This window comes from Nocardia pneumoniae NBRC 100136 (genome assembly GCF_000308755.1).
Classification (GTDB): Bacteria; Actinomycetota; Actinomycetes; order Mycobacteriales; family Mycobacteriaceae; genus Nocardia; species Nocardia pneumoniae.
In genome coordinates, this window is the sequence record NZ_BAGF01000026.1 from 57,690 (window position 1) to 78,800 (window position 21,111).

The following is a 21,111-nucleotide window of genomic DNA, read 5'->3' on the forward strand; positions in this document are numbered from 1 at the left end:
TCCGGCCTGGTCGCGGCGTGTATTCGAGGCCGTGTCCGGTCCGGAAGGCCACTGGAAATAGGGCTTTCGGTCCGGAAATTCGGATGACAGGGTTGTGTTGCTCGCCACAGCCAGATTCTCTACAGTCCTGGAGAATGTGACAGCCGAGTATTCCGGAAATACTGTTGGGTGATCTTCACTTGGTCGGACCGGCGTGGGTGAGGATGCTGGACAACCGAGAGTGGAGCTTCTATGACGCGTGATCTGCCCTTCGACGACGACAACGAAGCGGCCGACCGCGCGGGCGACACCGCCTACCGGGTGGCCACCGGCGTCGCGCGAGTCGCGCGGGCGGGCGCCTACGTCACCGGCGGGGCCCTCGTGGCCGCCAACGGTGGCGGCGTGCCCGCACAGCCCGGCGAATCCCGGCTCGACAGCTGGAACACCGGCTGGGCACACAGCACCGACCCCGATCCCGACCAGCCGAGCCCGGTGATCACCTTCCCCGACCCGGTCGAGCTGGGCCCGCTCCCGCCGCACGCATCGAATAGTCCAGTGGCGCACGGGAACCCGGCACCGGGCTTCCCCCTGCCCGGCACCGGCGCCGGATCCGCCGAGTTCTCCCTGCCGACGCTCGGCGGCGAGTACAACGGCACCGACGCGGGCCTGCCGCTGCCTACGCTCGGCGGTGAGACCGACGCCGGGATGTCGCTGCCGAGCCTGTCCGGCGACGCGGGGACGAACAGCATGCAGGTGCCCGGACACTCCGGTGGCGGTGTCCCCGGACTGGGCGGCATCCCAGGCACGCAGGGCGGTCTCCCGGGCGGACTGGCCATTCCCGGGACACAGGGCAACGTGTCGAACGGACTTTCCCTCCCCGGTGTGCGGCACGAGTCCGCCCGCGAGCTCGACCCCGAGCCCGGCGGGCACGGGTTCGGCCTGCCCGGCCACGGACTCGGCCAGGCCGGACACGGTTTCGGTCTACCGGGCGCAAACGGTTTCGTCGCGCCGGGCTCCACGGTCTTCGACCTGCCCGGCACCAGCGCGGTCGCCGCGACGCCGACCGCCGACGATCCGTTCGACGGCATCGGCGCGGGCGGCGACCAGCTCGGCATGTTCGTCGGCACCCAGTGGTCGGTCGACTTCGGGCTCGGACCGAACGGGATCTACTTCACCTCGGAAATGGAGGTGGATCTCGCGGTGGGCCGGGTCGGCGACCAGCTCGACGAGTACACCGACTGGCTGGCCGACGGCATCCGCGTGCCGGACGGCGCCGAACGCGAGGTCACCGAGCCGCAGGCGCCGGGGCAGAGCACTACCGGCCTGCTCGGCGGCTTCGGCACGCCGACCGCGGGCACGTCCGCGGCGCAGTCGTCGGCGGCGTCCTCCGCCGCGCAGTCCTCGGCCGCCTCGGGTGTCGCGCAGCCGTTGGGCGCATCGGCCCCGATCGGCACCGCCCCCGTCGTCTCGGTCGCTCCCGCGGCTTCGGTCGCCCCTGCTTCCGCGGTCGCGCCGGTCGCCTCGGTGGCTCCCGCCGCCCCGATGGCCGCGCCCGCCCCCGCGGCGGTCGCCGCCGCTCCGGTCGTCGCCGCCACACCGCTGCAGACCACGATCCAGCCCGATCCCGCCTCGACGCCGATCGCGAATGTCCTTGCCGCGCCGGAGGGTCCGTCGGTGCTCACCGCACCGGCCGCGTCGCTGCCCGCGCTGTTCGACGCGGTGCGGCCGACGCCGGTGGTGAAGCCGGTGCCGGTGACCGATTCGCAGCCGTCGCACCCGACGCAATCGCCGACGACGGTCACCAACCCGACCACGATCATCAAGACCACGCCGACACCGGGTGTCCCGGGGGACGTGACCACCCCGACCGTGCCGAAGACGCCGGACCACGACGTCACCAAGTTCCCCGGCGCCACCACGGCGCCGCACGGCGGTATCACCACCGTCCCGGACGTGACGACGACCAAGGTCCCCGGCGTGACCATCACCCCGGCGCCGACGCACGGCGCTCCGTCCACCTCGGACGACGACGTGACAACACCGGGCGGCAACACCGGCCGCCCCAGCACCGGGGGAACGTCGCACAGCACCCGGCCGACGAACGACATCCCGGGCGATGACGTGCCGACCGTGAGCCGCCCGTCCGATCCGACGTTCTCCGCGCCCGACCAGCCGACCTACAGCGCACCCGCGCAAGCGCCCACCGTCGAGCCGCACACGCCGGTCCCGACCTACGTCGCACCCGCGCCCACCCAGCCGCCGGTGCCGGTGAAGCCGCAGGTGATCGACCCCAAGCCGCAAGGGATCTCGGCGCCGCTGTCGGTCGACGACCACACCTACGACCATTCCGCGCTGCTGGCCTCCGGAAGTGGTCTCTCCGGCGCACTGCTGCCCGACTCGGTCATAGCCGAGACACACCACACGGCGTCCGATGTGGTGGACGTCTCGCTGCTGTAGCAGGGCCGCAAGGGGATTGGGCGACTGCCGAGCATACGCAGGGGGTATATCGAACGAGAGTCACCGACAGTAAGGAGGAGGGTTGTCTGCCGCTGCCGGGCTGACGGCCGCAACGGTGAAACATCCGGATGCGATGGCCCCGCTCATCCGAATACTCGACGAGTTGCGGGAGACAGCCCGATCCGCTGGGCGTGACGATCTCGGCAGCCGGCTGAACATGGTCCGCGCCAGGGTGACCGATCCCCGGGTGCGGCTCGTGGTCGTCGGCCCTCCGAAGAACGGTATGAGCACGCTGGTCAACAGTCTGGTCGGCGCCTCGGTCAGCGCGACGAACAGCGATCTGAGCGTCCCGGTGATCGTCGAGTACGGTCAGGAGCCGACCGCGACGCTGGTGCGCCAGACCGAATACGGCCGCACCGAACGCCAGTCGGTCGATCCGCTCGATCCGGGTCCGGCCCTGGCCACCCAGGGTGTCGTCCGCGCCGAATTCACCCAGCCGAGCCCGTTGCTCGCCGATGGCGTCGTGGTCATGGACGCGCCGGGTGCTCTGGGCGACAACCGCACCACCTGGTCGATGATCGCCGCGGCCGACGCCGTGCTCTACGTCGGGAACGCGGGCGCCGAGCTGACCATGGAGCAGATCGCCGAACTGCAGCGGATCGAGCAGATCTGCCCGACGGTGGTCTGCGTACTGAACAAGATCGACGTCTTTCCGCACTGGTCGCACACCCAGCAACGCAATCGGGAACTGCTCGACGCGGCGGGGCTCGGCTTCGCGGTCGCGCCGGTGTCCGCGGAGTTGCATCGGCAGGCCGAGACCACGGGCAACTACCAGCGCGATATCGAATCGGGTGTGCCGCAATTGATCGACCACCTGCGCGACTACGTGATCGCCCGCGCCGACGCGGTGGCCACGGAAGCAGCGGTCCGGGACATCCGCCTGGTCTGCGATCATCTCGCGTCGACGCTGCGCACCGAGGCCGAGGCGCTGCGGGATCCGCACCGCAGGGCCGAGATCACCGACCAGCTCGTCCGCGCCCGCGACGAGGCCGAGCAGCTGCGGCAGCGGACGGCGAACTGGCAGGTCACCCTGGTCGACGGCGGCACGGAGCTGATGGCCGACATCGAGCACGACCTGCGCCACCGGCTGCGCAGCCTGATCCGCGACGCCGAGGCCGAGATCGCCCGGACCGATCCGGCTCGCCGGTGGAAGGATTTCGGGGCCGACCTGGACGCGCGCATCTGCGAGGCCGTCGAAGAGAATTTCGCCGTCGCGCACTACCGCTCGATGGAATTGTGCGAGCAGGTGGCCGCCAAGTTCCCGGCCCACAACCGTGCCGCGCCGCTGGTCGATCTGCGGTTGGCCGCTCCGGGGGACGTACTGGAAGCGGTGCAACCCCTGGAGTCGCTGGAGAGCGCGAAAGCCGGTGTGACCCAGCAGTTCCTGACCGGTCTGCGCGGCTCCTACGGCGGCATCCTGATGGTCGGTCTCGCCACCAGTCTGCTCGGCATGTCCCTGGTGAACTGGTACTCGGCGGGCGCGGGCGTCCTGCTCGGCGTGAACGCGCTGTGGGACGACCGCAAGAACCGCAAACTGCGCCGCCGCGCCGAGGCCAAGGTCGCGGTCGCCCGCCTGATGGACGACGTGATCTTCCAGGTCGGCAAGGAATCGCGAAACCGCCTGCGTGCCATGCAGCGTGTGCTGCGCGACCACTTCACCGAGCTCGCGGCCGAGGCATCCCGCGGCGCGGAGGAGGCGTTGCGGCTGGCCGAGGAGAACTACGGAAAGTACGGCGACCGCGGACAGGAACGGATCGCCGAACTCGAAGCGCGGCTCGGCAAACTGCGCGTGCTGCGCGACGAAGCGGAGAAGCTGTAACCGGATGACCGGGTGGTGGCGGATGCAACCACCCAGTGTCGTCAGACCGGATGACCAGGCGGCGTGTGCGCGGGCTGGAATTGGCCCGCGTGCCTGGAGTCCTCGGCCCTGATGACGTGGGTGACGGCGTTGATCAGCGCGAGGTGGGTGAAGGCCTGTGGGAAGTTGCCCAGGTGACGGCCGCTGCGCGGGTCGATCTCCTCGGCGTACAGCCGTAGCGGGCTGGCGAAGCCGAGCAGCCGCTCGCACAGGTGCCTGGCCCGCTGGACCTCACCGATCTCGACCAGCGCGGACACCAGCCAGAACGAGCAGATGGTGAACGCTCCTTCCGTGCCGCTCAATCCGTCATCGGTGGTCTCGGTGCGATAGCGCAGCACGAGGCCGTTCTCGGTGAGCCGGTCGGCGATGGCCAGCACGGTGGCGCGTACCCGGTGGTCCTCCGGCGGCAGGAACCGGGTGAGCACCACCAGCAGTAGCGAGGCGTCCAGCGTGTCGCCGCCGTAGACCTGGGTGAACACGCCGTCGGAGTTGACCCCGTTGGCCAGGACGTCGTTCTTGATCTCCTCGGCGATGCCGTACCACTCTTCGGCGTGCTCGTACTGACCGTGCAGCTCGGCGAGTTTCGCGCCGCGGTCCAGCGCCACCCAGCACATCACCTTGGAGGAGGTGAAATGCTGCGGCTCGCCGCGCACCTCCCAGATGCCGCGGTCGGGCTCCTTCCAATGCGCGATGGCCGCGTGCACCTGGCGGACCAACAGCGGCCACAGGGTCTCCGGCACCTGCTGGCGCGACTTCACATGCAGGTACACCGCGTCCAGCATGGTGCCCCAGATATCGTGCTGGTCCTGGTTGTAGGCGTTGTTGCCGACCCGCACCGGCCGGGAGTTGTCGTAGCCGCTCAGATGATCGAGGACGGATTCGGTGAGCTCCCGCTCACCGCCGATGCCGTAGAGCACCTGCAGCGGAACGGGTTCGCCGTTCTCGCCGGTGGTCGCGTCGTTGAGGAAGGCGAAGAAGTCGTCGGCCTCGCGGTCGAGGCCGAGCGTGTACAGACCCCACAGCGCGAAACTGGCGTCGCGCACCCAGGTGTAGCGGTAGTCCCAATTGCGTTCCCCGCCAGGGCTTTCCGGGAGCGACGTGGTCGGCGCCGCCATCAGCGCTCCGGTCGGCGCGTAGGTGAGGCCTTTGAGCGTGAGCGCACTGCGCTGCAAGAAGTTGCGCCACGGGTGGTCCGGGAACTTGCCCAGGGTGATCCACTGGCGCCAGCATTCGGTGGTCTGCCACATCTTGTGCGCGGCCTCTTCGAAGGTGCGCGGCGCGGGCAGCTCCGACCAGGTGAGCGCGACGAACACCTCATCGCCCTCCCGCATCCTGGTGCGGGCACGAGCCTCCCTGCCCTCCAGGCCGAGGCGCAGATCCGTGGTGAGCACCAGGGTGGGGCCAGCGCTCGGATCGTCGCTGCGGACCGCGGTCGCCTCCTCGTACACCTTGCCGGTGTACTCCCAGCGGGCGGTGGCCCGGTGGTAGTCGAACGTCGGCTCGCAGCTCATCTCCAGCTCGACGGTGCCGTTCACGCACTTCACCGTGCGCAGCAGCAGGTGCTCGGCATCCCAGTCCATCGGCGTGCGCCGGTGGGTCTTGCTGCGCTGATCGAGGTTGTGCCACCCGCCGAGCACCAGTGCGTCGCGCACGATCAGCCAGCCGGTGCCGGTCTGCCAGGTGGTCTCCAGGATCATTCCGCCGGGCAGGTAGCGGCGCGCGGCGGGCACGTTGACGCCGTAGGGCCCGATCCGGAAGTGGCCCGCGCTGCGGTCCAGGATCGCGCCGAAGATGCTCGGCGAGTCCGGCCGCGGCACGCACATCCATTCCACGGCGCCATTGCTGGCGACCAGGCAGCTGGTCTCACAGTCGGACAGGAACGCGTAGTCGTCGATCGGCGGATGGGCACCGTGGCGGTGCGGCTCCGGGAGGTTCGACGGCATGCCATCGGCATGATTGGCGATGAGGTCATCTGCGGACGCCATACCCCATCTTGGGGTCCGCGCCCGCCTGTCGTCCACTGCTCGGTCGCCGTCGCTGTTGGCGGTCCTACGGAGCCGGGCGGCGAACCGACTAGGCTGGAGCCGTGCATCGCATCGCAGGGTGGTGGGACGGCTTCGAGCTGTGGGTCGCGGGACTGCCGTTCATTCCGCAGTTCCTCGTGGTCCTCGTCGGCATGGTCCCGATCAGCTTCGCCATCGCCTACGGGCTCGACCGCGCCCTGCGTGTCGTGCTGCGCATGCTCGACCGGCGGTACGCGGCCGATGTCGTGCCGGTGCGGTCCGCGCCGATCGGCGCGGCGGCGATGCCCGAACCCGAGCAGGTGGCCGCGGAGGACCGCAGGCCCGTCCAGAGCGGAGCGCGCTGATGCCTCGTTCGCGGGTGCAGCTCGCGCTGATCGCTCTGCTCGTGCTCGTCGTCGTCGCCTGGTTGATCACCCGCTGAGCGCGGCGCCGCCAGGGTTCTCGCCGGTCCGAGCGAGGGTCCCGCCGACCTCGGGCGCGTCGGTCCTCGATCAGGCCGGATTCCTGCGTATGGGCGGCTGCCGTTTCGCCGGTCCGGCGTCGCGACCTCGGTGATCATGGCGTCGCGATACTCCGGTGCGGCGGCCCGGTGCAACTCGGCAGCGTGCGGCCGCCGAGGATTCTCGGCAGTGACCGCAAGATAACCAGGACCGTACGGTCGGCCGGATGCCCCCCGTGTTGCCGCAATCGCGGGGACCACCGTACGGATGGGATGCGCCTGGGTGAACATGGGATGAAACCCGGCTCTTGCTGGGATCTTCGATTCGAACTCCGCCGTGCGCTCTGCTACAGTCGGCCCGTGTCGTCGAGCGCAGTCCCGCAGGTCCGCCATGAGTTGGCGTTGATTGCTGTCGGTGACCTCGCGGTCGCGGACGTCTACTGTCGCTGATCGGCGGCCGGGCACGTCCGCGTCTCGTTTCCCAGTAGACTGGCGCGCTTTCTGCGGACGTGTTCGTCCTCCCGGCCCGTCGCGGCCGATAGTCGCGCCACTGCCGTCCTGTTTCGCACGGCAGGTCTACAGCTCAACACAATTGTCGCCGCCACCGATGCACTACCGGACAGCTGGCGGTCCGCACGAAAGGTCCACCCCGATGGCTCGCAAATCCTGGCTCACGCCGCGTCGACGCTACAGCGCCGTTGCCCTCGCCGCACTGGCGGCGGTCGCGCTAACCGCGTGCGGCGGCGGAGCGAGCGACACAGCCGGGGCAGACCGCGCCGACGGCAGCGGCGGCACCCTGAACCTCTACGCCTACGCCGTGCCGAAGCCCGGTTTCGACAAGGTGATCCCCGAGTTCAACAAGACCGAGCAGGGCAAGGGCGTCCAGATCCAGCAGTCCTACGGAGCCTCCGGCGACCAGTCCCGCAAGGTCAAGGACGGCGCCGAGGCGGATGTCGTCAACTTCTCCGTGGAGCCCGACATCACCCGCCTGGTCGACGCGGGCCTGGTGGACGCGAGCTGGAACGCCGACGCCACCAAGGGAATCCCGTTCGGCTCGGTCGTCGCGATCGTGGTGCGCAAGGGCAACCCGAAGGGCATCAAGGACTGGGACGACCTGCTGAAGCCGGGCATCGAGGTGGTCACCCCGAACCCGTTCAGCTCCGGTTCGGCCAAGTGGAACCTCTTGGCGCCGTACGCGGCCAAGAGCGAGGGCGGCAAGAACCCGCAGGCGGGCCTGGACTACCTGAGCCAGCTGGTCTCCAAGGAGCACGTGAAGGTGCAGCCCAAGTCCGGCCGCGAGGCGACCGAGACCTTCCTGCAGGGCACCGGTGACGTGCTGCTGAGCTACGAGAACGAGGCGATCTTCGCCGAGCGCAACGGCGATCCGATCGAGCACATCGTCCCTCCGGTCACTTTCAAGATCGAGAACCCGGTCGCGGTGCTGAAGAACAGCAAGAACCAGGAGAAGGCCGTCGCCTTCCGCGACTTCCTGTTCACCGCCGAGGGCCAGAAGGCATGGGCCGCCGCCGGTTTCCGCCCGGTCGACCCGAAGGTCGCCGCCGACTACGCCAAGGACTTCCCGACCCCGCAGAAGCTGTGGACCATCGCCGACCTCGGCGGCTGGAAGACCGTGGACAAGGACCTGTTCGCCGCGAACACCGGCTCCGTCGCGGTGATCTACGACAAGGCGACCAAGTAGCGGGGTGACCTCCGTTACACGGGATACTGGACGATTGTGATCGACAGCAGTAACGCCGGAACCGCACAGGCAGACGGCCCCGGCGTCTCCAACGCCGCGCGCCGGACCGGGCGCTGGAACTGGTCATGGCTGCGCGTGACCGGTTCGGTGGGCCCGCTCGGCATCGCGACCGCGGTGCTGTGGCTGAGCATCATCGTGCTGCTGCCGCTGGCGGCGCTCACCGTGACCTCCTTCGAGGAAGGCTGGTCCGGCTTCGCCGACGCCGTCACCGCGCCCGCCGCGCTGGACTCGTTGCGCATCACGGTGCTCGTCTCGGTGGTGGTGGCGGTGATCAACGTGGTGATGGGCACACTCATCGCCTGGGTGCTGGTGCGGGACGAGTTCCCCGGCAAGGGCGTGGTCAACGCGCTGATCGATCTGCCGTTCGCGCTGCCGACGATCGTGGCCAGCATCGTGCTGCTCTCGCTGTACGGACCGCAGAGCCCGATCGATATCCACCTCAACGCCACCCAGCCGGGCCTGGTGGTGGCGCTGGCGTTCGTCACGCTGCCGTTCGTGGTGCGCTCGGTGCAGCCGGTGCTGATCGAGGCCGACCGCGAGGTCGAGCAGGCCGCGCTCTCGCTCGGCGCGAACAACTGGACCACGTTCCGCAGTATCGTGCTCCCCGCGTTGGCGCCCGCGATCATCAGCGGCGGCGGCCTCGCCTTCGCCCGCGCGATCGGCGAATACGGGTCGGTGGTGCTGATCGGTGGCGCGATCCCGCGTAAGACCGAGATGGCCTCCCAGTACATCCAGAAGCAGATCGAGATCGACCGGCCGGTGAACGCGGCGGCGGTGTCCGTGGCACTGCTGGCCATCTCGTTCGCGACGCTGCTCGTGCTGCGGCTGCTCGCCGAACGCACCGCCCGCAAGGAACAGGCGTCCCGATGAGACACAATCGCGCACCCGTCGGGGCCTCCCGCACGAGGGAGCTCACCCGATGAAACTGTCCCCGTTGACCCGCATTTCGCTGCGGACGGTGGCGCTCGGCTACCTATTCGTGCTGCTGGTATTGCCGCTGGTCATCATTCTGTGGCGCACCTTCGAACGGGGTGTCGGCGCGTTCGTCGACTCGATCACCACGCCCGCGGCGATCTCGGCGTTCCAGCTGTCTCTGGTGATCGTGGCGATCGTCGTTCCGGTGAACGTCGTCTTCGGCATCGTGACGGCGATCGCGCTGGTCCGCGGAAACTTCCCTGGCCGCAATCTGGTTCAGGGCATCGTGGACCTGCCGTTCGCGGTCTCGCCCGTCGTGGTCGGCGTCTCGCTGATCCTGCTGTGGGGCGCCGGGGGCTGGTTCGGCGGGCTGGAAGATCTCGGCTTCAAGGTGATCTTCAACCTGCCGGGCATGGTGATCGCCACCATCTTCGTCACGCTCCCGTTCGTGGTGCGCGAGGTCGAGCCGGTCCTGCACGAGATCGGCGACGACCAAGAGCAGGCCGCGGCCACGCTCGGCGCGTCCCGGTGGCAGACGTTCTGGCGGATCACCCTGCCCGCGATCCGCTGGGGCCTGACCTACGGCGTGGTGCTCACCGTGGCGCGCGCGCTCGGCGAGTTCGGCGCGGTGATCATGGTGTCCTCCGCCCTGCCCGGCCGGTCGCTGACGCTGACGCTGCTCGTGCACGGCCGGTACATCAACGACCACAACACCTTCGGCGCCTACTCCGCCGCGACCTTGCTGATGGGCATCGCGCTCGTCACCCTTCTGCTGATGACCCTCCTCGAACGTAAGCGGGGCGCAAAGTGATCACCGTGACCAACGCGAACAAGAACTACGGTTCGTTCGCGGCCCTCGACGACGTCACCATCGACATTCCCTCCGGCGAGCTGACCGCGCTGCTGGGCCCGTCGGGCTCGGGCAAGTCGACGCTGCTGCGCTCGATCGCCGGGCTGGAGTCGCTGGACTCCGGCGTGGTCACCATCGCGGGCCGCGACGTCACCCGGGTGCCGCCGCAGAAGCGCGACATCGGGTTCGTGTTCCAGCATTATGCGGCGTTCAAGCACATGACCGTGCGCGACAACGTGGCGTTCGGCTTGAAGATCCGCAAGCGCCCGAAGAACGAGATCAACAAGCGCGTCGACGAGCTGCTGGGCATCGTGGGACTGGACGGCTTCCAGCACCGGTACCCGGCGCAGCTGTCGGGTGGCCAGCGTCAGCGCATGGCGCTGGCTCGCGCGCTCGCCGTCGATCCGCAGGTGCTGCTGCTGGACGAGCCGTTCGGCGCGCTGGACGCCAAGGTTCGCGCCGATTTGCGGACCTGGCTGCGTCGCCTGCACGAGGAGGTCCACGTGACCACCGTGCTGGTCACCCACGACCAAGAGGAGGCGCTCGACGTCGCCGACCGGATTGCGGTGATGAACAAGGGCCGCATCGAGCAGGTCGGCACCCCGGAGGACGTGTACGACCGGCCCGCCAACGAGTTCGTCATGTCCTTCCTCGGCGCGGTGGCCAGGCTCAACGGACATCTGGTTCGCCCGCACGACATTCGCGTCGGCCGCGACCCCAGCATGGCGCTCGCCGAGCACGAGGGCACCGCGGAGTCGGCGGGCGTCACCAGGGCGACGGTGGAACGCGTGGTCCACCTCGGCTTCGAGGTGCGCGTGGAACTGCGCAACGCCGCGACCGGCGACCTGTTCGCCGCGCAGGTCACCCGTGGTGACGCGGAGGCGCTGCGGCTCTCGGACGGCGAGACGGTCTACGTCCGGGCCACCCGCCTTCCGGATCTTCCCGCGCACTAGGACATTCCGGATAGGCGCGACTCGATCCGGCCGCTGTGTGCTGGAAAGTTGCTGTGTTTCTCGGGCGTTCGGCTGCGTCCGTCTCGTGACGGTCTGCGGCACGGCGCCGGGGTGAGCGGCACGCGACGAGCTCGCATCGCGACACGGGTGACGGTGGCGTTGAGCCGGGTGCGTGAGCTGGTGTCGCTGAATATTGTCTGATTGATCCCCTTCTCGATGTCGCTAATTATCCGCATTCCGACTTCCAGGCTGGTCAAGGACATTCTGCGCATGTCCGAGGATGTTGTTCCGGACAGAGCGGTATAAAACGCGGTTCCTGGCAAACCATAACCGGGCATGTGCCGATCTCTGCGTGTCCCAAGGAAATCCGACTGGACGGAATGTCTGCCCTGGTGTGCGCAGGTGAGCGCGTCGGCGACCGCCCGAGCGACGCGGCCACCCACAGGCGGCTCGCGGACAATCGGTTGTCCGGCCTTGGCAGGAAGATCGCGGAGTGGTTGCCTGGACGACGTTCGAAGCAAATCGGCACGGCGATCGGGGTGGTTTGCGATGGCGGTTGGTCTCGGATTGAGCATCGGTACGGTGAACACGGTTTCCGTTCTCGCGGAGGAAGGTTCGGCCAAGGCTCCGCCGGGGCGCCGCAAAGCGCAGCGCCCGCAGACGATCACGCGCCGGACCATGTTGGCCTTCGACAGCACCGGCGTGGCCAGGGTCGGCATGCTGCCGAGGCACGGTCGCGCGGTGACCGAGTTCGCCGACCTCACGCAGCCGTCCAGCACCTGGGCGAGGGTCGGCAACCGCGCGCTCGCCCCGGCGGACCTCGTCGCCACGGTCGCGAAGTGCCTGATCGGCGAGGTGCTGGAAGATCATCCGGCCGGCGGCGGCGTCGGTATCGCGATGACCTATCCCGCCCGCTACGCCGACGAGCAGGTCGACGCGCTGCGCACGGCACTGGACGGGGTCGAACTCGGACAGGTCGCCTTGGTCGCCGAGCCGACCGCGGCGGCGGCCTGGCTGGAAGCCGACCGCGGTCCGCTGATGCCCGGCCTGGCGCTGGTCTACGATCTCGGCGGCGCGGGGCTCGACGTCACCCTGGTCCGGGTCGGGGCGGGGTGTCCGCGCAATCCGATCGTCGGCGTGTCGTTGCGTTCCACCGACTTCGGCGGACGCGCGTTCGGTGCGCTGGTCGCCGAACACGCCGGACAGGATCTGGCGTCGTTCTCGGTTTCGCAGTCGGTCACCGACGCGGCCGCCGACGAACTGCGCGCCCGTCATATCCGGGAATCCGTCCAGCTGGTGTACCGCTGCCTGCGCGTCGCGGACGTCACCATGGCCGATGTCGACTGTGTTCTCGTGGTCGGCGGCGCGGCGCGTCCCCCGGAGGTCGCCCAGGTCCTCGCGGACGAATTGGCCAGGCCGGTGATCACGGCGCCGGACCCTGAGCGGACCATCGCCGACGGCGCCGCGATCCTGGGCCGGAGGGCGGCTGCCGCGGCGGACGCGCTGGCCGAGCAGCGACGTATCCGGCGCCGCCGCGCCCGTCGTCGCGCGGCCACCCGCCGCGCCCTGATGCTGTCGCGCCGGACCGGGCGCCGGTTGAGCAGGGCGGTCGTCGTCGCGGGGGTCTGGAGCACCGGGTTGGCGACCTCGCTGTTGGCGGCCGGAGACGGGGCGCTCATGAGCTAGGGAGAACTTCCCGACTGCGCCCATAGGCGCGGATTCGGGCCATGAAATGCAGGGCCGTCCGGCGGTGCGCGTGATGAGGGCGCGCATCGCCGGACGGCCCGAGCAACTGCTGGGTTGACGTAACTCTCCGTTGGTGTAACTATGGGATACAGTTAAATGGTTACATCGGAGGAGAGGCAGTGACGACGATGTCCGCAGCCGTGACGCCCGCAGTGGATCCCGATCTGGAGAAGGCGCAGGAGTACGCCGCGAAGCTGCTGCTGCTCTCCGAGGGATCGGTCAACAAGCACTTCGACCCATTCGAGGACATCGACTGGGACAACCCCGATTTCGCCGCCGACGCCGGTGAAGAGCGCTGGATCCTTCCGGTGTCCGCCGACACGGTGGCCCGCCACCCGTGGTACCAGGCGCTGTCGACCGAACAGAAGATCGCGGTCGGCAAATACCGCCAGGCGAATATCGCCAAGGTCGGCCTGCAGTTCGAGTCGATCCTGATCAGTGGCATGGTCATCCACAACTTCGGCCTGCCGAACGGTTCGCCGGAGTTCCGGTACTGCTCCCACGAGATGATCGAGGAGCACAACCACACCCTGATGTTCCAGGAGATGGTCAACCGCATCGGGCTGGACGTCCCCGGCATGGGCCCGCTGGTCAGCAAGTTCAAGTACTTGGGCGCGCCGGTGGCGGCCTGGTTCCCGAACCTGTTCTTCATGGCCGTGCTGGCCGGTGAAGAGCCGATCGACCACATCCAGAAGCAGATCCTGCGCTCGGGCGAAGAGGTGCACCCGATCATGCGCGGCGTGATGGCCATTCACGTCGCGGAAGAGGCGCGGCACATCTCCTTCGCGCACGAGTTCCTGAAGAACCATGTGCCGCAGGCGAACCCGCGGCAGAAGTTCATCCTGTCGCTGGCCATGCCGATCGTCATGTGGATTCTCGGCCGCGCCATCGTGACCCCGCCGCGGTCGTTCTTCACCGAGTTCGACATCCCCGAGCAGGTGCGCAAGGAGCTGTTCTACGGGTCCAAGGAGGCCAAGCAGGTCTTCAGCGACTACTTCTGCGACGTGCGCGCCCTGGCCAAGGAGATCGGGCTGATGAACCCGGTAGCCAAGGCCGTCTGGAAGGCGCTCGGGATCGACGGCCACGCCACCCGGTATCGGTCGGAGCCGCTGCGCGCCGTGAGCAAGGTCGCCTGAGCCGCATGCCCTACGTCGTCACCCAATCGTGCTGCAGCGACGCGTCCTGCGTGTATGCCTGCCCGGTCAACTGCATCCATCCCACGCCCGACGAACCGGACTTCCGGACGGCGGAGATGCTGTACGTGGACCCGCGGGCCTGCGTGGACTGCGGTGCCTGCGCCACCGCGTGCCCGGTCGACGCCATCGTGTCATCGAAGAAGCTGACCGAAGAGCAGAAGCCGTTCATAGAGATCAACGCCGATTTCTACCGGCAGACCCGGCCGCGCCCGCTGCTGGCCCGGCCGGTGCCCGCGGCGCGGATACACACCGAGCGCGCGCCGCTGCGGGTGGCGATCGTGGGGTCGGGTCCGTCGGCGATGTACGCCGCCGACGAGCTGCTGACCCAGCCCGACGTGTCGGTGACCGTGCTGGATCGGCTGCCGGTGCCCTACGGGCTGGCCAGGCACGGCGTCGCACCGGACCATGACAAGACCCGCAAGGTCGGCGGCCTGTTCGACGTGATCTCGGCGCAGCCGGGGTTCGGGTCGTACCTCGACGTCGAGGTCGGCGCGCACGTGTCGGCCGCCGAACTGCTCGACCACTTCCACGCGGTGATCTACGCGGTGGGCGCGTCGTCGGATCGCAAGCTCGGCATCCCGGGTGAGGGGCTGGCCGGCAACGTCTCGGCCACCGATTTCGTGGCCTGGTACAACGGTCATCCCGACTACGTGGACCGGGTCTTCGACCTGTCCGGTCGGCGTGCGGTGATCGTCGGCAACGGCAATGTCGCCCTCGATGTCGCGCGTGTCCTGACCAGTGACCCGGAGGCGCTGGCGCATACCGACATCGCGCCGTACGCGCTACGGGCATTGCGGGAGAGCAAGGTCGAGGAAGTGGTGGTGCTCGGTCGCCGCGGTCCGCTCGAATCCGCCTTCACCGTGCCGGAATTCGTCGGTTTGCTCGGATGCGATGTGGACATCGTGATCGAAGGGAAGCTACCGGATCTCGGCGCGGAGCTGCCCTTCCATGTCGAACAGAAGCTGCGGTTGCTGCACAGCGTCCGCACCAGGCCCGTCGGTGAGCGCAAGCGGATCGTATTCCGCTACCTGGCCGCGCCCGCCGCGATCCTGGGCACCGACCGGGTAACCGGCATCGAGGTCGGCCGCACCGAGCTCGTCCCCGATCCGGACGGACGTCTTCGCGCGGTCGCGACGGGAGAGACCGATCGGCTCGAGGCCGGAATGGTGCTCACCTCGGTCGGCTACCGCGGCGTCGCGGTGCCGGGCGTGCCGTTCGACGAGAGCGCGGGAGTGATCCCGAACGCGGAAGGTCGTGTGCTGGAGCGCGCGGGCGGCTCGGTGGTGCCCGGCGTCTACGTCACCGGCTGGATCAAGCGCGGACCCACCGGTTTCATCGGTACGAACAAGTCCTGCGCCCAGGAGACGGTCCGGCAGCTGGCCGCGGACTTCAACGCGGGGCGGCTGCCCGAACCCACCGGAACCGCCGCCGAGTTCGACCGCTTGGTGCGCGTGCGTCAGCCCGCGGTGCGCGCCAGTGCAGCCGATCGCACCGGCCGCGTCCGTCGTCTGCTGGCTCGCACCTGAACTCCGCCTCGAGGTACCCCGCCTGCACCGGTACCTCGAGGCGGACTCCCCATTGGCGCGGTCCGACGTACTCCTTCGTCAGCCCGCGCACCGCGGAGATGCGCATAACGGGCGCTGCCGAACGTAGTCCGCCCTCAGGCCGCGCACGGCCGGGTCCGAGGCGGGTCAGCGTGCGGTGAATCCGCCGTCGATCGCCAGTGCCGCGCCGGTGACGAAACTCGCCTCACCACTGAGCAAGTAGGCGCACAACGAGGCGATCTCGTCCGGAGTGGCGATGCGGCCCATCGGGTGCAGGGCGGCGATGGCCGCCTCCCCTTCGGGTGTGGCGCCCATCGAATTCCGGAACGCCGGGGTGTCGACCGCCCCGGACACCAGCGCGTTGACCCGGACGCCCTGGTCGGCTGCCTCCAGCGCCACAGCTCTGGTCAAGCCGACCACGCCGTGCTTGGCCGCGACATAGGGCGCCACCGAACCCATCCCCACCACGCCGAGATTCGACGCGTTGTTCAGGATCGCGCCGCCGCCGGACGCCGCCAGCGCGGGAACCTGATGCCGCAATCCGTAGAACACGCTGGTGAGGTTGAGCTCCAGGTCTTCGCGCCAGCCCGCCTCCTCGATCTGCGAGATAGGCCCGAACGCGCACACGGCGCCCGCGTTGTTGAATGCGGCGTCCAGGCGGCCGTATTCGGAGACCGCCGCCTCGGTCAGCCGGGCCACGTCCTGTTCCACCGTGACATCGGTGGGCACGAACAGCGCGCGCCCGCCGGCCGCGCGGATGTCGGCGGCCACTTGCTCACCCGCGTCCTTGCCGCGCGCGCCGAGCACGACCGCGGCGCCTTCGGCCGCGACTCGCATGGCCACGGCTTTGCCCACGCCCGAGCTGGCACCGGTGATCAGGACGACCTGCTCGGCGAATCGTGTTGGCATGGTTTCTCTTCCCTTTCCACTCTCGCGGTCCCACCTCCGTGGTGGGGTCCCGCTATCGAGTCAAGCCGGGCGCCGAGGGCGATGCTGGCGTAAATCGGACGTTGCGTTGATACGTCAACGAGTTGCTCGCTGGGTTAGCGCCACGGGAACTGCATAGCAAGGGCAATCTTTTGGTAACCGACCGATAAGTGTCTGTCGCGCGGTGTGTTTCAGTGCCGGAAACCGTCTGCAGGTCGGGTTGTCGCGATGATATCGAGATCGCTGTGAGGTAGCGGAATGTCCCCCAACGCAACTGCATTGAGCAATGTCCAGAGGGCTGAATGCGGCAATGTCGGCAGTTTTACCTGGCAATTCGGACGATTATGGCGATCGGCGAGACATCCATATCAATTGCGCATCCACGAGGTCGCGAAACAGCTAACCTGTGGTGGCTGTTTGGAAGACGACCGCGGCCACAGGGGAACTCCATGTGATGGACGTGGTCACGGTGCGTTGACGGGATAGCGAATGACAACAGGTCTGGGCTTCAGCATCGGTGCAGTGAACTCCGTGACGGCTTCGGTCACCGCGGAACGAACGCGGCCAGCGGTGCGGTCGCGGCGCACCGCGGTGACGTTCGACAGCGCGGGCGGATTGCGGCTCGGCGGGATTGCCCAATTCAGCATGGCGGTCACCGATTTCGCCGATCTGGGTCGTGATCCGGATACCGTGATCGTCGGCGGGCGCATCTGGTCGCCCGCCAACCTCGTCGCCGCGGTGGTGAACGAACTCCGCGCGGTCGAGCCGGGCGCGTCCGAAGCGGGAGTCGTGACGACCTACCCGGCGATATACTCCGACAAGCAGGTCGCGCTACTGCGCCAAGCGCTGGATCTATCCGGCGCGGGTGACGTGCTTCTGGTGCCGGAACCCGTCGCGGCCGCGGAATGGCTGGAACACGAGCACGGCCCGCTGGAGACCAGCTTCGTGCTGGTGTACGACCTCGGCGGCACGAGTCTCGACGTGACCATCGTGCGGGTCGGCCCGGACTGGGACAACCATCCCATGATCGGAAAACCGATGCGCTCGTACGACTTCGGCGGCAGACCGCTGGGTTCGATGATCGCGCGCTACGCCCCGGACGCGCCGCCCAAGTCCACGCGTCTGTCGATGACCTCCCTGGTCGACATCGACGGACTGCGCGTAGCGCACATACAGGACTCCCTCGAACTGGTCCGTGAGTGCGTCCGGTCAGCGGGCATCACGATGTCCGATATCGGTCGCATCCTGCTGGTGGGCGGCGCGTCCCGCCCCGCCGAAGTGGCGCGCACGCTCGCCGAACTGGGGCGTCCCGTGGTGATCTCGGCCGACCCCGGCCACACCATCGCCGCGGGCGCCGCCCTCATGGCGGCGCGAACCATGGCGCTCGGCGCCGCGAGCGACCGCGGCAATGCTCCCCGGGTTGCCGTGTTCTCCAGTGCGGCGGTGGTTTCCGCGGTCGCGATGTCGGCCGTGACCGTTTTCGGCGGACCCACCGTTCCGGAGTTGTCGCCCATGCTGGAGCGCCTTCCTGATCTCGAGGCGCCAGCCGACAACCTGCTCTATGAGGTGGGCGGCGAGCGATTCGCGGAGGCCTGGTCGCGAATGTCCGCGCCAGCCGGATGGAATGCGAACCGCGTACTGCCCGCGTTCCTGTCCCCGCGTACCTCCGCGTACACCCGATTCATTACGCCGGTGCCGCGCAGCGCGAGCTATGGTCCTTCGGTATCCGAGTCACGGATCGGCTCGCACCGGGATCCGCGGAACTGCTGTACCCAGGGCGGATTGCGTCGCGGCGGATATGGCGATCCCGCCTACTTCGCGAATCCGCTGCCCTTCGACCCGGTCGTCCGGGTGCCCGGAGGTCCTGCCGGGCCCGTGTCCGGTGTGCCGGGTGGGCTCGTGGTCGGCGGGGCTCCCGAACCGGGCCAGCTTCCCGTTGCCGTTCCCGGTGCCGGGACACCCGAACCGGCACACCCCGGCGGCCCCATTCCGGTACCTGGCGTCAATTTTCCTACTTCGCAGGGTGACTCGACTTCCCCCGTGGCGCACCCTGCTTCCGGTGCGACCAGCCCTGGCGCGATGCCGGGCACCCGGACGGATCCTCCCGCTACCGGCACCTCCGACACGCAGGGTTCCGGAGCGTCATCGGGACAGAGCGGCTCCGGCGAAACGGGCACACCCGGTGGCTCTGCACCGGGTGAGCCGACCGGGGGCGCTTCGTCGGGAGGTTCCGACCAGACCTCGACCGGCGGAACGTCGTCGAGCACTGATTCCGCCAGCGGCAACGCTTCGACCAGCGGTTCGACCGGCAATTCCTCGTCGGGTGGGACGGCTGGTGGTTCGTCTTCGAACGGTTCGTCCGGAGGGTCTTCATCTGGTGGGTCGACCGATGGTTCCTCGTCGGCTGGTTCAACCGGGGGTTCCTCGTCGAGTGGGTCGACAGGTGGTTCCTCGTCGCATGGCTCGACCGGTGGTTCGTCATCGCATGGCTCGACCGGTGGTTCGTCATCGCATGGCTCGGCCGGTGGCTCTTCGACTGGTGGGTCCGCATCCGGCGCGCGCCCGGGCGGTGCGTCGTCTCGGAGTGGTTCCGTAGGTGGGAATTCGTCGGGCGCTTCGTCTTCCGGCGGATCGTCGAGTCGATCGGGCTCGGTCGGGGGATCGAAGCCGGGCGGGTCGTCGGCGGGTGGAGGCGCGGGTGCGAGTGGTGCCAGCGGCGGAGCTCGCGGTCGCTAGTAGCCTCCATCAAGGCCGACCGTGTTGGGGTGCGCGCTGATCGGAGGCGGCTGCTGTCTTGCTCGGCGGACGGTGTCAGCCGACGGGGCGCGGTGCCAGTGATGTCATCGCACGGGGACACGTGGCGACCGTAACGAATCTCGCGGCGCGCGTTGCGTTCTCGGCGCACAAAATTCGCTGACGGGTATCGCATCGCGGAGGCACAATAGGTTGATGGCATCCGGGGGACCCCAGTTGATCGCGCTGGACGTGGACGGGACACTGCTGGATACCGGCACTCCGATCAGTGCACGAGTGCTCGCGGCGGTACGCGCGGCGATAGCGGCGGGTGCGCATGTCGTGGTGACGACGGGGCGAACGCTACTGGCCACGCGTCCCGTGCTCGTCGAACTCGGCCTGCGCGACGGGCACGCGTTGTGCTCGAACGGCGCCGTGCACATCGACGTGGCCAAAGTGGAGCCGGTCGCCGTGCAGGCGTTCGACCCCGCACCAGCCATCACCGCACTGCGCGCGTTGTTCCCGGAGATGGTGTTCGCGGTGGAGAAGGTCGGTATCGGAACGTGGGCCACCGCCGCCGGCCCCGGCGAATACTCGCTCGGGGAGTTCCTGCTCGTCGACCATCACGTGTTGAGCAGCGAACCAACCCCTCGACTGAACGGTTGGCTGCCGGGCGGTTCGCTGGAAGAGATGCTGCTCGCCCTGCGCTCCCTTCGCGTGCCCGGCGCGAGCTGGGTGCACGGCGAGTACGGGCCGTGGCTCACGGTATCGCGGGCGGGCGTGTCCAAGGGCTGGGCGCTGGAACGTCTGCGCACCGCGCTCGGCATCCCGCGCGAAGCGACGCTGGCCATCGGCGACGGCTACAACGACCGCGAGATGCTGTGCTGGGCAGGGCATGCGGTAGCGATGGGCAACGCTCCCGCGGAGATTCGCGAGCTCGCCGACGAGGTCACCGGCCACGTCCTCGAAGACGGGGTCGCCACGGTCCTGGAGCGCTGGTTCCGTCCCTGACCCGGCCGAGTGATACCTCCGATAGCTGTGAATCGTCCGCGTCGCGTTCTCGTCCTCGATTGATGATCGTTCGGCGCCGTCGCGGCGACATCCGATACGGGCACCATGGGTTTCGGCGGATATGTGGGCGCTTATGGCCAGCCACTTGCGGATCTTGATGGATCGTCGCTGGCCATAACGCCATGCCATGTCCCTCGTTCGGGTTACGCCGGGCCGGTCTTGGCGAGGACTTCGAGGTAGTGCGGGTTCGACATCAGTCCCAGGACGTTGCCGAACGGGTCGACCACCGAGGCGGTGACGAAGCCCTCGCCGCGCGGGGTGATGGGGTCGTACACCGTCGCGCCGAGCTCCAGCAGCCGGTCGAACGTCGCCTGCAAATCGTCGACATGCCAGTTGACGATGGCGCCGCCGGGCGCGTTGCGCGCGCCCTCGGGGGCGTACGCGCGGTTCACGATGCCGAATTCGTGCTGGTAATCGCCGATGCGGAACTCGTAGTAGCCGTTCGGGACGTGGAAGTACGGCTCGATGCCGAAGAACTCGCTGTACCAGTCTTTGGCGGCCTCGAGGTCGTCGGCGTAAAAGGTGCTCGTCGCCATTCCGCGCAGCATGGGGATCTCCTTCGGTTGGTCTTCGTTCGTGCTGGTGAATCCATCATCCGAC

16 protein-coding genes are annotated in these 21,111 nt (G+C 68.6%); 13 read left to right on the forward strand and 3 right to left on the reverse strand.

Annotated features, from left to right (window positions below; translation table 11 throughout):
• Window positions 1-231: 231 nt before the first annotated feature.
• Together ON34_RS07145 and ON34_RS07150 are read left to right on the forward strand one after the other, a co-directional pair.
• Entirely contained in the window at window positions 232-2,436 is a 2,205-nt protein-coding gene (locus ON34_RS07145) for a hypothetical protein (protein WP_040775877.1), read from the forward strand.
• Window positions 2,437-2,518: 82 nt separating this feature from the next.
• Window positions 2,519-4,315 (forward strand): dynamin family protein, encoded by a 1,797-nt coding sequence (locus ON34_RS07150; RefSeq protein ID WP_051022227.1) that lies wholly within the window; start codon window positions 2,519-2,521, stop codon window positions 4,313-4,315.
• Window positions 4,316-4,356: 41 nt separating this feature from the next.
• On the opposite strand, the gene ON34_RS07155 is transcribed toward ON34_RS07150, so the two are convergent.
• Window positions 4,357-6,297 carry a glycoside hydrolase family 15 protein gene (locus ON34_RS07155; RefSeq protein ID WP_051022231.1) on the reverse strand — a complete coding sequence of 647 codons (1,941 nt, stop codon included), beginning with the start codon at window positions 6,295-6,297 and terminating at the stop codon, window positions 4,357-4,359.
• A 143-nt stretch (window positions 6,298-6,440) separates the two neighbouring features.
• On the opposite strand from ON34_RS07155, the gene ON34_RS07160 reads away from it, so the two are divergent.
• The 9 genes from ON34_RS07160 (at window position 6,441) to ON34_RS07195 (ending at window position 15,762) form a co-directional block, all read left to right on the forward strand.
• Window positions 6,441-6,722 (forward strand): hypothetical protein, encoded by a 282-nt coding sequence (locus tag ON34_RS07160; RefSeq protein ID WP_040775881.1) that lies wholly within the window; start codon window positions 6,441-6,443, stop codon window positions 6,720-6,722.
• Window positions 6,723-7,111: 389 nt separating this feature from the next.
• A complete protein-coding gene (locus ON34_RS38470; RefSeq protein ID WP_373291878.1) occupies window positions 7,112-7,267 on the forward strand; it encodes an Ms4533A family Cys-rich leader peptide in 156 nt (51 codons plus the stop codon).
• Between the two features lie 202 nt (window positions 7,268-7,469).
• Entirely contained in the window at window positions 7,470-8,516 is a 1,047-nt protein-coding gene (locus ON34_RS07165) for a sulfate ABC transporter substrate-binding protein (protein ID WP_040775884.1), read from the forward strand.
• A gap of 129 nt (window positions 8,517-8,645) precedes the next feature.
• Window positions 8,646-9,446: a sulfate ABC transporter permease subunit CysT gene (gene cysT / locus ON34_RS07170; RefSeq protein WP_051022232.1), complete on the forward strand. Its 801-nt coding sequence runs from the start codon at window positions 8,646-8,648 to the stop codon at window positions 9,444-9,446.
• A gap of 49 nt (window positions 9,447-9,495) precedes the next feature.
• Window positions 9,496-10,302: a sulfate ABC transporter permease subunit CysW gene (gene cysW, locus ON34_RS07175; RefSeq protein WP_040775886.1), complete on the forward strand. Its 807-nt coding sequence runs from the start codon at window positions 9,496-9,498 to the stop codon at window positions 10,300-10,302.
• Window positions 10,299-11,294, forward strand: coding sequence for a sulfate/molybdate ABC transporter ATP-binding protein (locus ON34_RS07180; protein WP_040775888.1), 996 nt, complete (start codon window positions 10,299-10,301; stop codon window positions 11,292-11,294). Before cysW ends, ON34_RS07180 begins: the two co-directional genes overlap by 4 nt.
• Window positions 11,295-11,876: 582 nt before the next feature.
• Window positions 11,877-12,980, forward strand: coding sequence for an Hsp70 family protein (locus ON34_RS07185; protein WP_245547920.1), 1,104 nt, complete (start codon window positions 11,877-11,879; stop codon window positions 12,978-12,980).
• Window positions 12,981-13,168: 188 nt separating this feature from the next.
• A complete protein-coding gene (locus ON34_RS07190) occupies window positions 13,169-14,176 on the forward strand; it encodes an AurF N-oxygenase family protein (RefSeq protein WP_040775891.1) in 1,008 nt (335 codons plus the stop codon).
• A gap of 5 nt (window positions 14,177-14,181) precedes the next feature.
• Window positions 14,182-15,762, forward strand: coding sequence for an FAD-dependent oxidoreductase (locus tag ON34_RS07195; protein WP_063821642.1), 1,581 nt, complete (start codon window positions 14,182-14,184; stop codon window positions 15,760-15,762).
• Window positions 15,763-15,927: 165 nt separating this feature from the next.
• On the opposite strand, the gene ON34_RS07200 is transcribed toward ON34_RS07195, so the two are convergent.
• The gene (locus ON34_RS07200) at window positions 15,928-16,689 is read right to left on the reverse strand and encodes an SDR family NAD(P)-dependent oxidoreductase (protein WP_040775893.1); all 762 of its coding nucleotides are present in this window, start codon (window positions 16,687-16,689) and stop codon (window positions 15,928-15,930) included.
• Window positions 16,690-17,229: 540 nt separating this feature from the next.
• On the opposite strand from ON34_RS07200, the gene ON34_RS38030 reads away from it, so the two are divergent.
• Together ON34_RS38030 and ON34_RS07215 are read left to right on the forward strand one after the other, a co-directional pair.
• Entirely contained in the window at window positions 17,230-19,443 is a 2,214-nt protein-coding gene (locus ON34_RS38030; protein WP_051022228.1) for an Hsp70 family protein, read from the forward strand.
• Between the two features lie 213 nt (window positions 19,444-19,656).
• A complete protein-coding gene (locus ON34_RS07215) occupies window positions 19,657-20,451 on the forward strand; it encodes an HAD family hydrolase (protein WP_174372010.1) in 795 nt (264 codons plus the stop codon).
• A gap of 203 nt (window positions 20,452-20,654) precedes the next feature.
• Here the strand turns inward: ON34_RS07215 and ON34_RS07220 are convergent, their stop codons facing one another.
• Window positions 20,655-21,059, reverse strand: a complete 405-nt coding sequence (locus ON34_RS07220; protein WP_040775897.1) for a VOC family protein — start codon at window positions 21,057-21,059, stop codon at window positions 20,655-20,657.
• Between the last annotated feature and the right edge of the window lie 52 nt (window positions 21,060-21,111).

Coding starts and splice junctions, on each gene's coding strand:
- ON34_RS07155 (WP_051022231.1), bottom strand. CDS start 6,297: ATGCCGTCGAACCTCCCGGAGCCGCACCGCCACGGTGCCCATCCGCCG.
- ON34_RS07220 (WP_040775897.1), bottom strand. CDS start 21,059: ATGCTGCGCGGAATGGCGACGAGCACCTTTTACGCCGACGACCTCGAG.
- ON34_RS07145 (WP_040775877.1), top strand. CDS start 232: ATGACGCGTGATCTGCCCTTCGACGACGACAACGAAGCGGCCGACCGC.
- ON34_RS07200 (WP_040775893.1), bottom strand. CDS start 16,689: ATGCCAACACGATTCGCCGAGCAGGTCGTCCTGATCACCGGTGCCAGC.
- ON34_RS07165 (WP_040775884.1), top strand. CDS start 7,470: ATGGCTCGCAAATCCTGGCTCACGCCGCGTCGACGCTACAGCGCCGTT.
- ON34_RS07190 (WP_040775891.1), top strand. CDS start 13,169: ATGTCCGCAGCCGTGACGCCCGCAGTGGATCCCGATCTGGAGAAGGCG.
- ON34_RS07195 (WP_063821642.1), top strand. CDS start 14,182: ATGCCCTACGTCGTCACCCAATCGTGCTGCAGCGACGCGTCCTGCGTG.
- ON34_RS38470 (WP_373291878.1), top strand. CDS start 7,112: ATGAAACCCGGCTCTTGCTGGGATCTTCGATTCGAACTCCGCCGTGCG.
- ON34_RS07215 (WP_174372010.1), top strand. CDS start 19,657: ATGGCATCCGGGGGACCCCAGTTGATCGCGCTGGACGTGGACGGGACA.
- cysW (WP_040775886.1), top strand. CDS start 9,496: ATGAAACTGTCCCCGTTGACCCGCATTTCGCTGCGGACGGTGGCGCTC.